Source organism: Desulfogranum marinum, assembly GCF_963675105.2.
Classification (GTDB): domain Bacteria; phylum Desulfobacterota; class Desulfobulbia; order Desulfobulbales; family Desulfobulbaceae; genus Desulfogranum; species Desulfogranum marinum.
Genome location: NZ_CAXXRO010000003.1, coordinates 37845 through 51808 on the forward strand (window position 1 = coordinate 37845; position 13964 = coordinate 51808).

The following is a 13964-nucleotide window of genomic DNA, read 5'->3' on the forward strand; positions in this document are numbered from 1 at the left end:
AGAAAAACAAAAATAATTTTAACCCTACTTGCCATATCCAACATCATGTTCCACAAGGCTCCTCGCTGTTATCAATTTTACCTATGAACCACCTGCTTGATATGAACCACCACTTCTGGTGGATATGCACCAAAATTTCGTTTTTCCCCCATCTATTAGATTCCCAATCTTTCCTGATCTTTGAAAAGCCCCTTTAAGAGGTTTTTGTAAGTTCAATGGCATCAGTTTTGCTTTTCAAGCGTATGCAGCAGGTGAAAATTGCTAATGCCGGGGGATGGATCGACCAATCGTTCTTTGCAATGGTGTTAACCGCGAAACGCTGATTAGTTCGCAATGATAAAGATTGCCCCCATAACAGGTTCTTAAATCTATCGGTAACGAGCACCAGCTTGTGAGGTGGACTTCGCAAAAACATTAAAAAGTGGAGAATGGATATGTCATTAAAAGAATACGGAGTCTGGACGGGAAAAGCAGTTCGGGTTTCTGCAGAGACAGCGGCAGATGACCCCCATACTCCTCACATTCATCTTTTTTATGATGACGGAACAGGAGGGGAATATGACAATGCTCGACGGGCTTCGATTAATGTAAAGTCCGGCTCAGCTATTTCCGAGCTGGTTGTATGGATAAATTTGAACTTCACTCATACCATAACAGAAAAACTTTCTGCGCTGAATCAGGGATTCACGCCCTTGGAGAACAAAGCCAATGGCATCGCACTCGATTACATCCGTGGCAATATGATGAATCTCAAAGAAGGGCGAGTGCTTCCCCACGATATCCCGGGTCAAGAAAACGACGTGCTCGACCTCGTCTTTCCTCTGCTGAAATCAGCCGTGCAACGTCAAGCCGTCGTTCATCTGTTTGGTGAACCGTATCTGCCGGCACGTCAAGGCATTCACGACGTTCACATGAACCAGGGCAGCGCGGGAAAATTCAGCAAATACAACGACGTCTGGCAGGACGGTGGACTCTTCATTGAAAACAGTGATGGTTCGTATACATCTATCCTTATTGCCTTTGCCAGCCAGGCGGCGCACACAGACGAATCAACCGGCAACGCCTTGCCTGGAAGCAATAATCTCAAGCAGCTGATAACACATTCAGGCGAACCCGTCATCGCAGATGATCTACGCGTCGCTATAATCGGCGCGCTGGTAAACCCGGTTGGAGCGGAAAATACTCCCCACCACACAGGAAGACCGGAAACGGTGTGGCTGATGAATCGTAGTCCAACACCCATTAGCCTCAAAGGATGGTCTATCCTCAACAAATCGGAAAAAGTGCAACCGATGGCCGACGAGATCGTCTTAGCCCCAGGAGGCATTCACACGGTGGAAATGAACAAGGCCCCACTTTCGAACAAAGGCGGCCTGCTCACTTTGCTCGATAATAACGGGGTAAAGGTAGACGGTGTCAACTACACCAGGAAGCAAGCTCAACAAGAGGGTTACATCACTCTTTTCAGATAGATCGTAAAAATGAGCATACCTGCCACGTTTTCATCAATTTTGTTGGAGCAGCAGCCATGGAAAGAGAGTCCTTTTCTGCTTGACCACGTCAGATATTGGCGACGTTTTTTTAGGTACAAAACATACTGATGGATAATGCCGTTTGCCTGTTTGCATGGTTATTGGCCGGCGCTGCGCTCAGGGTGGTGTGAATGATGCCGTGAAAATAAAGCAGCGCCTGCAATTGCGGTGAGCGGTGCGACGGCCACCAGTCCGAAACTGCCGACAAAAACATTGAGTATTTCAGCCGCAACAAAATTAATGTTCAGGATCTGTTCCATCCTGAGCCCTTGCCCCATAAAGTTCATGAGCATTGCCGTGTAGCCTCCGGAATAGGCAAGCAGTAACGTTGTTGTCATGGTCCCGACAACAGATCGTCCAACGGCCATGCCCGATGTAAACAGCTCCTTAAAAGAGATATCAGGCTTCTTGTTCTTCACCTCATCAAGGGAAGCCGCAATATCCATGGAGAGATCCATAACCGCCCCGGAACAGGCGAGAAATATACCAGCAAGAAATATCTCTGTGAGATTCAAATGGGGAAAACCGGCATAACACAGGGTTTCGGCATAGGGCCTGACCGCTCCATTGAGGTGAAACCCCGGCGCAAAAAGCTTGGCCAGGGTGCAGGCCAGCACCAGGCCGCCAAAGGAACCGACAAAAGCCGTCACTCCTTTACGGGTCCAGCCGCCCACAAGAAAACTGACAGAACCTGTCAATGCAGCAACAACCGCAAGAGCAACAGGAATAGGCGCAACATCCTTTAAAAATAGTGGAATCAAGACCTTCCAGATCATGAGTCCGGCAAACACAAACGAAAGCAGGGCCTTTACTCCGGTAAAGCCGGCTACTCCCACAATCAGGCCGCAAAACAATACAATGAGTATCAGTTCGTGGGTTAAGCGGTAATACCCCCTGGTAAACGCCAGGTGTACCTTGCCTTTTCTGTATTTATACTCAACAAGAATATGATCTTCCGGGGCATATATTTCATCAAACTCCAGCTTTCCAGCTAAAGGGTTGACCACCCGGGCTTCCATTCCCTCATGAGGACCTTCCATAAGCTGAACCTGCACATCTTGGGTTCCCGTATACACGATAAGATTTTGGCGTAAATCTCTGTTATCGACGGAAAGCACCTTGGCCTTCACCAGATGGGAATCAGTTGATCGACTGCCCTCAAAACCGGTGGGGAGCAAAACGAGCACGATACAGCAGATGACAAAAAAGAGAAAAATGACGTTGTCTTTATTCATTATAAGAAAATGGCAGAAAAAAGCAGACAGAAGAGAAAATCCTTCTGTCTGCTGAAGAGAAATTATTGGATAGACGAGACTGGATTGGTATTAATTGCCAAGCTCAACCCCCATAGCAGAGGCAATCTTTTTAGCAACATCGGTATTGTCATAGTAACCGGTAAACTCCTCTTCCCCAGCGCCTTGAGCAAAGACAGGAACAGGCACAGCAGTGTGTGAGAAGGATGTCCAGGTGAGACCGGACTTGCGGTTTAACAGGTGGGTCAGGGTCACGGTGAAAGGGTCATAGTAGCCATAAAGCAACGTGTTTTCTTCATCACTGTTTGCGTTTGCACGCGTCATGGTCTTATCGTAGGCAGCTTCCAAAAGCTCAATTTCATATGCGGTCAAGTCATCATCCGTTTCCGCAGTCAGACCGTAACCGTCAAGCCCAAAGTATTTTTTCACCACCTTCCACATTTTTTTATCAATATCAGCCGGCACGACTCCATCATATGCTCCCTTGTAAGAACTGAGGATCTTGTCTGCAAAGTCATCATAGGCAAGTTTCTGCTTGGCCATTTTTTCGTAATAGGTTGCGTAACCGGTTCCGGCAAAGCCAAGTGTCATACCGCCGCACTCGTGATCGCCGGTAACAACAATCAATGTTTCACCAGGGTGCTTTGCCGCAAAATCAACGGCTACGCCAATCGCATCATCAAAGGCAATGGTATCTTCTATGGCAGACCGTGCGTCGTTTGCATGACTTGCCCAGTCAATCTTACCGCCTTCTACCATCATGAAAAAGCCCTCAGGATTCTTCTTCATCAGCTGAATACCTTTCTTGGTAAATTGCGCCAGGGAGATAGTTCCCTGATACTCTTTACCAATGCCTTTGTTGCCTTTTGTGTTCAATGCATAAGGCATCGCATTTGAACTATCAAGATGGGGGTTGACCGCTATAGCCCGACCTTCTTTGAGCGCCTTAAATTCAGCCTGGGTATTGGTGAAGACGAATCCGTTGGCAACAGCCTTGTCCTCAAGGATGGCATAACGATCATCATTGGAAAAACCTGCATAAGTGTCACTCGAATATTTATTGACGCGAAAACCACCTCCCCCAAAATAATCAAATTCGCTGTTAAGCAGGTCTTCGCCAATCTCTTCGTAGTTGTTACGACTTTCTGTGTGTGCATAAAAAACAGCCGGGGTGGCGTGGTCGATGGAAACGCTCGACACAATACCTACCTTCATCCCCCATCCTTTTGCTGCCTCGGCAAGGGTGGTGTAATCGGTGGTAACATTGGGATCCATGGAAATCACACCGATGTTGGTTTTCATTCCACAGGCAAGCGCGGTTCCTGCTGCCGCAGAACCGGTAATGAAACGATCGTTGGCAAAACTCATTTGCATACCGGTTACAGGAAACTGGCTCATGTTAAGCAATTTGGCTTTTACTCCACCGGCCACGGCATCATCCTCTTCAACTGCAGCAAGGTAAGCTTCAGTGGCATGAATCTGTGGGCTTGCCATACCATCGCCAATGAAATAAAAAACATACTTTGGTACGTCGGCATGGGCTGTGCCTTGCAAAAGCGCTGCAGCGACACAGGCCATGCCCGCCTTTTGAATTTTTTTCAGACTGGTGGTCATTTTGGGCTCCTTTTTTTTTACGGTTTCAAGTTGTACAATCACTTCTTATTGTTCGAGAAGAGCTACTGATGTTTTCGAGTTCAGCCGAACAAGGAGCTGCGAGTTTAGCAGCGTTTTTTTACTTTTTAATTAGGCTAAGAAAAGGAACCGATGCGGTTTAAATAAGGATAACATTAGGATACCGTTAATATATTTTCCTTATTTCCAGCAGTTTACACACCACAAAGTAGTATCAGGCTTGTTGAGTTTCATTCACCGGGAACCAGCAGAGAGACTGGGGGGTCCATAAGTCAAATACAAAGCCTGGACGACCCCGAAAAGCTAATAAAGAGTTTCACCCCCTTTTCACTCTTGGATAATGATTGGGTGAAGTTGCAAGAAAATAGGGTTAAATCGATGGGAGCTGGTTTAAAGGGATACGGTTTTCAATATTTGAAAAAGTATTCCATCTCAATGAGAGAGTGCCCTTAAACGACAATAAAAACCACCAACAGAATATGGAATCGAAAGTCAAGCAAACAGCTACCCAATCAATAATAGGGATACTCCTGTCAATTGTCTTCTTCTTCTCTTCAGGGCTACAGATTCCGGGACTTGACTCAACAGCGGACTCATATTTTAAAGAGTCTATCACTAAAGCAGGCGTCAGTTACGGCGTATGCCGGGTAATCAATGCCACCGTATCGGTCATACAGCAATCAACGGTACAATTGGAACCAGCCGGGATTGGATTGTCGTTAGCAGTAGGTCAGATTGTAGATCCTATAAATGATATGGTTGAGCGGCTATCCACGGTGCTGGTCATGTCAATTACTTCATTAGGGGTACAGGAACTGGCATATGAAATCAGCATTACCATTGTTCCACAGCTGCTTGCGGTACTCCTTTTGCTCATGTCTGTGCTTGTGTGGTTTAGAAATGAAAGGGTCTTTAAGCTCCAGAGAATACTGACAAGTGTACTGATCATCGCTGCAATAGCCCGTTTCTGTCTTCCACTATCATCTATCGCCAATGAGTTTCTTCAGGAGCACTTCTTTGAGGAACAAATCATTGAGGCAAACGAAAAACTCACTGCCAGTACCGCTGATATCGACCAATTAGAGGATGTTGCTACAGTTCCCAAGGTAGACGGTTTCATGGGGACCATCGGCAACAGCGCCTCCTATCTCAAAGAAAAATCGGTTGATTTTAAAAATACCATTCAGGTCATTATGGATAACAAGGCTGTTATCGTTGAGAACCTGCTGCGGTTAACATTTCTCTATCTTGGTGTTTTCGTCATTCAGGTGTTAGTCCTGCCATTGCTTATATTCTGGTTTCTTATGAGGATTGTTAACTCGCTTTTTCTCACAACGGCTATGCCAACCACCAGACATCCGCAAATGCATATCCCAGAGCAATCCGGCCACTGACAGCAGGGAATTCCGGCCATCGTTTTCCAGGGTAGAAACGCATAAACGCTGATTGGAGAAGATTTTTTTCTATGAAGTAAAGGGGGCAATAGTTGAGGCCGCAACTCCGATAGCCCAGAGAAGAATCACTGGAGGCGATGTTAAACCAATGTAACAAGGTTGAAATTATTGCATCTTCCTTTTACCTTAGTAGCTTCAGCCTAAGAATTTCAAAAAAACGAAAGGAGAATCATGCACAAAGCCCAATGCAACAAACATAGTGGATTGAGCAGCATCTCAAACAAGAGCGATGATGTTGCCGACTATTATGATGGCTGGGCTCCTGACTATGATGTCAATCTTGCCGATTGGAGCTACAAAGCGCCTGATCGAGTGGCTTCAATTCTTCGAACCAAACTCTCGCCAGATTCGAAAATTCTTGATGCAGGATGCGGTACGGGGCTAGGTGGCAAAGCGTTGCGCTCTATCGGGTTTACAACGATTGATGGAATAGACGTTTCAAAACAATCATTGGAAATCGCCGGTATGACCGATGCATACCGAACATTACGAGCAATGAACATGCAGCAATTGCCCTTATCAATTCCAGCCAATCACTATGATGGGTTGATTTGTGTAGGGGTTTTAACATACCTACCGGATAGTAGTGTTATCCTCAAAGAGTTCAGCCGAATAGTCAAACCAAAAGGAAGTATTGTGGTTACCCAACGAAGTGACCTTTTCGTTGATCGTAACTTCAAGAATGTGCTTGATGAACTCTCAGATAAGGGTGTTATCGACCAGCTGCAAATATCTGAACCTCAGCCCTATCTACCCGACAATGAGGAGTTCAGTGATCAGATTCTCGTACACTACATTAGCTTTACGGTTGTAGAGGGTAATTTGTAAGAATTGGCCAAACTACGATTAGAAGCACCATTCCGGTCTGACCCCGATTGATTCTCGAATTCGAATTCATCCATCCGTTTTCCGATGGAAATGGCCGGATGGGACAATTGTGGCAAACGTTGATCCTACAAAAGTGGAATCCTTTGCCGGCTTACCTTCCGGTGGAAACTGTGATCCGTGAGCGACAAAATGCTTATTACCAGGTATTGGCCAAATCGGATCAACAGGGGGATGCTACTTGTTTTATTGAATTCATGCTCAGAGCCTTAGCCCGAATTTCTCATGAGCATTTTTTCATTTTATTAAAAGACTTATAATTTCGAACTCATACTATTTAAATTAATTACATGCAAAATTGACAAAATGCTCACCGAAGGTCAGTCCATGCGGCACCATCTTCTTCAGTATTTTGGTAGTAAATATAGTCTACTATAATTTACCACCAAAAACTTTGAACCTGGCACCGCCTGAACTAATGAGAAATCCGGGTTAGAAAACGCCAGCAACGAAGCCGTAGCAACCGACCAAGTAAACGACCAAGTAGGTGCAGCCGAGCCGTTGGAAGCAAAGAAATTGCCAGTATTGATCTCGTGAAGGCGGTTGGCTTGTCCCACCGGCCGACGTTTAGAAAAAACTACCTCAACCCGGCATTAGCAAGTGGTTGGATCGAATATACCCAGCCCCATTCACCACGCAGCCCTACCCAACGCTATCGTCTAACAAGTAAAGGCAAGAGGTGGCTCCAACTACGTGGAGAGGATTGAACGTGGGCTGTCTCCTCTTTTCACCTGTTGAAACGCAAATCGAACACTGTTTCCTCTTATTATTTTCTGCTGATATGATTTTTCATGTCCCATGCGTTTCTTTACGAGATCTAAGACGCCATTTGTAAAGCTCGTGACAGAAAAAAAGAAAGATGGGAAATGGAAGCAGGATCCATAAATGAGAAAGGGGCACAGTTGCCGTATTAAAGACTTTTTGTACCGGTTCAACATAGAGCAGCATCCACACCCAGGCCAGCTCTATAACCATGGCAAACAGCAGGAACGGGTTAGACAGGAGGCCAACACTGAAGGCGGAAAACTCCCAGCTCCGCATTGTCCACACATTGACAAGTTGGCAGCTCACCGCGCCTAACAGGGTCATGGTCATTGCCTGACGGTGCAGATAGGGGTCGGCCAAATCAACCGTGCCGTATTGCCACCCATTTAAAACGAGAAAGGAAAGAAAGGCCACCATCGCGGCTGTGGCTTCTATGATGCCGATAAAAAAATAGCCGCGTTTGAAAACCTCCCAATCAAGAATTTTTTCCTGACTGCCGGCAGGCGGCCTTTTCATGATATTTTTCTCCGGCTTTTCGCTGCCAAGGGCAAGTCCCGGCAGCATGTCTGAGCCCAGGTCAATGGAGAGTATTTGGATAACAGACAGCGGCAGCGGGATTTTGAAAAAAAACTGGAGGATGTAGGGAACAATTTCCGGCACATTGGAAGAGAGGATATAGGTAACGAATTTTTTAATATTAAAATAAACCGTCCTTCCCTCTTCTATGGCGGCAACGATGGTGGAAAAGTTATCATCAAGCAGGATCATATCGGCAGCCTCTTTGGCCACTTCAGTTCCGCTTTCCCCCATGGCAATGCCGATATCAGCCTTTTTCAATGCTGGTGCATCGTTCACCCCATCCCCTGTCATGGCCACAACCTCGCCGACACTCTGCAGGGCGGTTGCTATTCTCAGCTTCTGCTTGCTTGCCATTCTTGCAAAGAGAATGTCCTCTTGGGAGAGGATGTTTTCCAGCCGTTCATCGCTCATGTTTTCGAGCTCGTCTCCTTGGATGATGCCGTCATATTGCATGCCTATTTTTTGGGCAATTGCAGCGGCTGTGTAGGCGTTATCTCCAGTGATCATCATGGTTCTTATGCCGGCTTGCCGGCATATCGCCACAGCCTCGGCAACCTCAGCCCGCGGTAGATCCATGATGGCCACTAAGCCAAGCAGCGTCAGCTCTTCTTCACGTTCATCGTCTCCCTTGCCTATGGCTAAAACCCGATACGCCTCCTTTTCAAAAGACTCTGCCTGCAGCGTCACTTTGTTGATGATGGATGTATCGAGTTGCTTGTTCGTGTTGTCCTTATCCATATAGTAAAGACACTTTTCGAGCAGCACCTCAACTGCTCCTTTGCAGTATATGGAACGTTGGCCATCGCTTTGAAAAACAGAAGACATCATCTTCCGTTCACTGGTGAACACATGTTCCTGTATCTTATGCTCCACGTTTTTTTTCAGGCCTTTTTTCCGGGCCGCCGCCACAATGGCAAGCTCAGTAGGGTCGCCGCGGGTCTCGTTTTCATCAATCGCGGCGTTACAATTATTCAACCCTGCCTGAAGGAGTTCCACCAGCCTTTCTTCCCCTGTTGCTGATTCTTGTTCAAAGGTGAACTCTCCCGGCTCCAGGTACCCCTCACCGGAAACATTGACGATATCTCCCCCTGCCAACCAGATGGAACGAGTCGTCATTTGATTGCGGGTGATGGTTCCGGTCTTATCCGTACAGATGACTGAAGCGCTGCCCAGGGTTTCCACCGAATCAAGGTTTTTAATAAGGGCATTTCTTTTCGCCATTCTCTGACTGGCAAGGGAAAGCGACAGGGTAATCGTCGGCAGCAACCCTTCAGGAACATTGGCAACAATCAGCGAAAGGGCAAAGATAGACGCCATTAGCGGCCCTTTGGCGGAAAAAAGCCCCAAAACAAAAAAGATCACCCCCATGACAAGGGCGATGATGGTGAGTAATCGTGTAATCCTTATAATTTCCCGCTGCATGGGGGAGAGGCTCTTCTCAACATTCTTGGCCAGGCTCGCAATTTTGCCGAATTCCGTTGCATTGCCGATTGCACTGACCACAGCGACTCCATTGCCTGCAGTAACAGTGGCACCGGCAAACACCATATTCTTCGCCTGTAAAGAATTTGTCTGTTGCGATGGTTGGTTATTGCGTGCAGCCGGCCTTGATTCTCCGGTAAGCGGGGAAAGATTAAGATAAAGCGAGGTGGATGCAAGCACGACTGCGTCTGCAGCCACTTTGTCCCCCTCCACCAGCATAAGTATATCGCCGGTGGTGAGCTCTTTAGAATCAATGGTCGTAATTGCATTGTTTCTGCGTACAGTTACCATGGTGGGCATCAGTTTAAGCAGCGCTGCCATTGCCTTGTCGGCACGATATTCCTGCCAGAAGCTAAAGGTCGCATTGATGATTACCGCGCCCAAAATGGCATAGCCCAGGATATTATTGCCCTGATTGGGAGCATAGTAATCGGCGACAAAGGAAAGGATGGCGGCAGTCTCAAGCAGAAGGGCGAAAAACTGGATGTATTGTTTGAGGTAGGAAAGGAAATAGTTTTTCTCTTCTTCCTCCTCAAGGACATTGGGGCCGAATTCCTTCTGCCTTCTGCTTACCTGAGAGGTTGTCAAACCTTGTTCACTGGTCTTCAGTGTTCTCAGCACCTCTGCTTTTTCCTGCGTAAAAAGTTTCACCGTGCTCCCCCCCTCTGGTAGAAGGAAATAGTGTTGACAGATGTAGAGCGGTGAAGCCTTTCAATGGGTTTTGCTTTACTCATGGAAGAATACATAGACAGTCTCTCGCCACCAACTATCACCAGATCAAAATTGGTGTGTGACAAATGGTAAAGCACCTGATCCATCTCATTAACAGCAATGGAGTGCTTAAGCCGCAGTGGAATATCCATGTGCTTTGCCAGTTGTTTATAATGTGAGAGCCTATCGTCATTGTTTTTCAGCATGAGCTTGACCTGCCCCCGATCAAGCCTTGCTCGCTGCCTTTTACCGACCACACTGACGCTGTATATTTCGCAGCTTGCCTTATAGGCCTTGGCCATAGAGGCAAAAAAAGTGAATTTCTCCACTGACAGCCTGTTCCCTCGTATAAACAGCAATATGTTTTTCGTGGAGAGAGTGGTGCGGGGGTGCACCACCCGAACGACCGCCAAATCGGCCGGCAGCGTCATGGAAGAGAGTTTTTGGCTGAAGGAAAGATTAAATAAATTTTTCCGCTGATGGTAGCGGGTACTACAAAACAATATTTCAGAGCTATGTTCGAGAAGGTATTGCTCGATGGTCCGAATCGGCGGCCCACCCAGCACTACCCGTTTGGTTGCCATGCCGTACTTTTCTGCAACCCGCTCAATAGTGGCCATGCTTTTCTCTACGGCCTCAATATTGTCTGCAGGATTGAGTATGTGCAGTAAGCGTAAAGGAAAGCCATGAACGCGAGCAAAATGCAAAGCGTAAAACGCGGATACTTCAGCAGTGATCTGGCCGTTAATAGCTGCAATTACATTCATACTGCCTCCGCAAATAGAGGCCTCAGTTAAAAGAGGATGTACGATACAGGATAAGCTCCCTGAAAAGGTCACCAGTCGAACTAACAAAAAAGGATCTGGCTGTTCACAGCAATACAGCCAATACAGGCAATACAGGCAATGCTTTGCGTATATTCTTTTTCAATTAAGCAAGTCGTGTGCCATAGCTTGCAGAGATGACCAATCTCTATCAACGAACTGTCTTGACTGCAATACATGAGTGATTATTCATGTACTCTGTAACACACTGGTGCATAACAACCACTTTTGGTGGTGCATTTGAACCGATCCCATCTCTGCTGCTTATCAAGACAACAGAACAAATCCTTAACTATCTCTTGTATGGAGAAGAGTGGGTACCACGCGGTAAAGGGTTGCACCTTTACCTGCATGTGGTATGTAGCAAAATAACGATTCTATTTGGTCAGGATGGCACACTGCCTGCTAAATCAGCGGTTCCAAGCGTCATATCCACAAAGAAATCGTCCCTTTCTCCAAATAATTCCGGAAATACCAAATAGTTTTACACAATGAGCAAACTTATATTGAGGTCGTCATGACAGGAAAGAAAAAGATGCTGCAGGCCCTGAAGGCAAAGGGCGTCAAGTATATTTTCGGGTACACAGGCGGAGCCATTATGCCGATTTTTGACGAGATGGATAAGCTGGGCGATTTCCGCTTTGTCATGTCTCGCCACGAGCAGGGTGCAGCCTTTATGGCCCAGGGTATTTCCAGGGCCAGTTTATCTACTTCCACCCCGCAAATCGGGGTCTGTATGGCCACTTCAGGTCCCGGAGCAATGAACCTGACAACAGGTATTGCTGATGCCTACATGGACTCGGTACCTGTCATTGCGGTCACCGGCCAGGTAGCTACAGGGGTTATCGCCACCGATGCCTTCCAGGAAAGCGATGTGGTTGGGGTAATGATGCCCATTTGCAAGCAGACCTACATGCCGCTGGCTGCAGAAGAGGTTGAGGCTACTGTACATGAGGCCTTTTATGTAGCGGCAACAGGTCGAAGCGGTCCGGTGCTGATCGATATCCCCAAGGATGTTCAGGACCAGCAACTCCCTGAAGATTATCACTTTGATGCCAACAATTTTCACCCCGATCTGCCCGGTTTCTTTTTTCACCCTTCGCCGGAAAGGGAGGTGATGCAAAAGGCAATCACCCTGATCAACAGGAGTCAGCGGCCGGTTATGTTTTGTGGCCATGGGGTCATCAACAGCAATGCAGGCAAGATGCTGCAAAAATTTGCAGAAAAGGTCAACATTCCCATTGCTTTTACCTTTCACGGGCTTTCCGCGGTACCTGCCGATCATCCCTTAAGCCTTGGCATGATGGGGATGCACGGAACGGTCGAGGCAAATCGGGCAATAATGGAAGCTGACCTGCTGATTTCTTTTGGTATGCGCTTTGATGACCGCGTGACCGGCAAGCTTAACGAATATGCACAGAATGCGGATGTCATCCATGTGGAAATTGACCCTTCGGAAATTAACAAAAACGTGCCAACCAGCGTAGCCATCAATGCCGATGTGTACCGCACCCTCCACGTGTTGCTCGGTGATCCAATGCTCACCTTTAAACCACGCAAACGGTGGTTTGAAAAAATAAACAGCTACCGCCTGCTGATGGCTGAAGATCTGCAGCAGGAAATTGAAGGTTCGGTTGGTGACGGAGGCAAGCTGTTGATGAAATCCATTGTCCACCAGCTCTCAGAGCTGACAAAGGGCAAGGATCTGATCGTTCCTGATGTAGGCCAGCACCAGATGATGGCAGCTCGCTTTTATAATTACCAGACCGAAAACAGCTGGTTTGCTTCCGGTGGAGCCGGGACCATGGGAGCCTCCCTGCCCCTTGCCATCGGGGTCAAGCTGGCGCGGCCAACTGAGCGAGTATGGTCGATCAGCGGAGATGGTGGTTTCCAGATGAACATACAGGAACTGGGTACTATTATGGAGCAACAGGTTGACGTCAAGATCCTGATACTCAATAACGGCTACCTCGGCATGGTTCGTCAGTGGCAAACCTTATTTTATGACGGCCGATATGCAGGAACGCCGATGCAGAGCCCGGATTTCGGCAGCATTGCCCAAGGATACGGCATCCCCTATCTTAAAATAGAAACACCAGAGGAAATCGTACCTGCCCTGCAGAAGGCCATTGACCATCAGGGAGCGATTATTCTGGAATTCATCTGCGACCCCAGCGAAGTCATTTTGCCTATGATTCCGGCAGGTGGAGGCTTTGAAGACATGATTATCAAACGTCCATCCCCGACACCCGAGGAGCCATCAGCAACCACAGAACAAAATGGAGAAGAATCATGATCCGACGTGCGATACTCACCTTTATGCTTGATCGCCCCGGGGTCCTTAACAAGGTATCGATGTTGATCAGGAAAAAGATGTACAATGTTGATACCCTTACCGTCTGCAGCTCACGGGTTCCGGGAATAAGCCGGATGACCATTACCCTTCGTGAGGATGACGAAGCGAAAGTTGAGCAGATCATTAAACAACTGGAAAAATTCACCGAGGTTATTTCCGCCAAGGAACTGGATACCGACCACAGCTACTGGCGAGAAGTGGCTATCATCCAACTGGAGGTAGATGCCGCCCATCTGGAATCCTTTCATGGCCGTTATAATTTTGAAGTGCTCGAAAAAAAGAACGAAGATGCCTATATCCTTCAGGTTGCCGGCTCCACCAGGCAGATTGATTCCTTTCTGGATGAGATAGGCAGAGAGTACATCATTGAAATAGCCCGCACCGGGGTTACCGCCATGGAAAAATAGCTATTTTTCTCGGACTTTCGTTGTAGCCAGCCTGTTGATATATGGTTAATCACTTTATTTCAGCAGGCTTTTTTTTGAGTTGGC

11 protein-coding genes and 1 pseudogene are annotated in these 13964 nt (G+C 47.2%); 8 read left to right on the plus strand and 4 right to left on the minus strand.

What is annotated here, in order from left to right; translation table 11 throughout:
• The first annotated feature begins 434 nt into the window (after positions 1-434).
• The gene (locus tag ACHZCY_RS07155) at positions 435-1472 is read left to right on the plus strand and encodes a DUF2278 family protein (RefSeq protein WP_319548348.1); all 1038 of its coding nucleotides are present in this window, start codon (positions 435-437) and stop codon (positions 1470-1472) included.
• Between the two features lie 158 nt (positions 1473-1630).
• Here ACHZCY_RS07155 and ACHZCY_RS07160 read toward each other — a convergent pair whose 3' ends face one another.
• Together ACHZCY_RS07160 and ACHZCY_RS07165 are read right to left on the minus strand one after the other, a co-directional pair.
• Positions 1631-2767, minus strand: coding sequence for a YibE/F family protein (locus ACHZCY_RS07160; protein ID WP_319548356.1), 1137 nt, complete (start codon positions 2765-2767; stop codon positions 1631-1633).
• Positions 2768-2857: 90 nt separating this feature from the next.
• A complete protein-coding gene (locus ACHZCY_RS07165; protein WP_319548357.1) occupies positions 2858-4399 on the minus strand; it encodes an alkaline phosphatase in 1542 nt (513 codons plus the stop codon).
• A gap of 497 nt (positions 4400-4896) precedes the next feature.
• Here ACHZCY_RS07165 and ACHZCY_RS07170 point away from each other — a divergent pair, with 497 nt between their 5' ends.
• From ACHZCY_RS07170 to ACHZCY_RS07185, 4 genes and pseudogenes are all read left to right on the plus strand, one after another.
• Positions 4897-5811 (plus strand): hypothetical protein, encoded by a 915-nt coding sequence (locus ACHZCY_RS07170; protein WP_205224322.1) that lies wholly within the window; start codon positions 4897-4899, stop codon positions 5809-5811.
• Positions 5812-6042: 231 nt separating this feature from the next.
• Positions 6043-6699, plus strand: coding sequence for a class I SAM-dependent DNA methyltransferase (locus ACHZCY_RS07175; protein WP_319548358.1), 657 nt, complete (start codon positions 6043-6045; stop codon positions 6697-6699).
• A 56-nt stretch (positions 6700-6755) separates the two neighbouring features.
• Positions 6756-6968: pseudogene (locus ACHZCY_RS07180) on the plus strand (Fic family protein); the annotation flags it as partial.
• Between the two features lie 213 nt (positions 6969-7181).
• The gene (locus ACHZCY_RS07185; protein ID WP_394713383.1) at positions 7182-7463 is read left to right on the plus strand and encodes a Fic family protein; all 282 of its coding nucleotides are present in this window, start codon (positions 7182-7184) and stop codon (positions 7461-7463) included.
• An 82-nt stretch (positions 7464-7545) separates the two neighbouring features.
• On the opposite strand, the gene ACHZCY_RS07190 is transcribed toward ACHZCY_RS07185, so the two are convergent.
• Positions 7546-10233, minus strand: coding sequence for a cation-translocating P-type ATPase (locus ACHZCY_RS07190; protein ID WP_319548360.1), 2688 nt, complete (start codon positions 10231-10233; stop codon positions 7546-7548).
• On the minus strand, positions 10230-11060 hold the full coding sequence (locus ACHZCY_RS07195; protein ID WP_319548361.1) for a hypothetical protein: 831 nt from the start codon (positions 11058-11060) through the stop codon (positions 10230-10232). Before ACHZCY_RS07195 ends, ACHZCY_RS07190 begins: the two co-directional genes overlap by 4 nt.
• A gap of 248 nt (positions 11061-11308) precedes the next feature.
• Here ACHZCY_RS07195 and ACHZCY_RS07200 point away from each other — a divergent pair, with 248 nt between their 5' ends.
• From ACHZCY_RS07200 to ilvN, 3 genes are read left to right on the plus strand one after another with little or no spacing between them, the layout of a single operon-like run.
• Complete coding sequence (locus ACHZCY_RS07200; protein WP_319548362.1) at positions 11309-11599, plus strand: hypothetical protein; 291 nt, start codon at positions 11309-11311, stop codon at positions 11597-11599.
• 35 nt (positions 11600-11634) lie between these two features.
• Positions 11635-13413 carry a biosynthetic-type acetolactate synthase large subunit gene (gene ilvB, locus ACHZCY_RS07205; protein ID WP_205224328.1) on the plus strand — a complete coding sequence of 593 codons (1779 nt, stop codon included), beginning with the start codon at positions 11635-11637 and terminating at the stop codon, positions 13411-13413.
• Positions 13410-13880, plus strand: coding sequence for an acetolactate synthase small subunit (gene ilvN / locus ACHZCY_RS07210; RefSeq protein WP_205224329.1), 471 nt, complete (start codon positions 13410-13412; stop codon positions 13878-13880). The genes ilvB and ilvN overlap by 4 nt, the downstream gene beginning before the upstream one ends.
• The last annotated feature ends 84 nt before the right edge of the window (positions 13881-13964 follow it).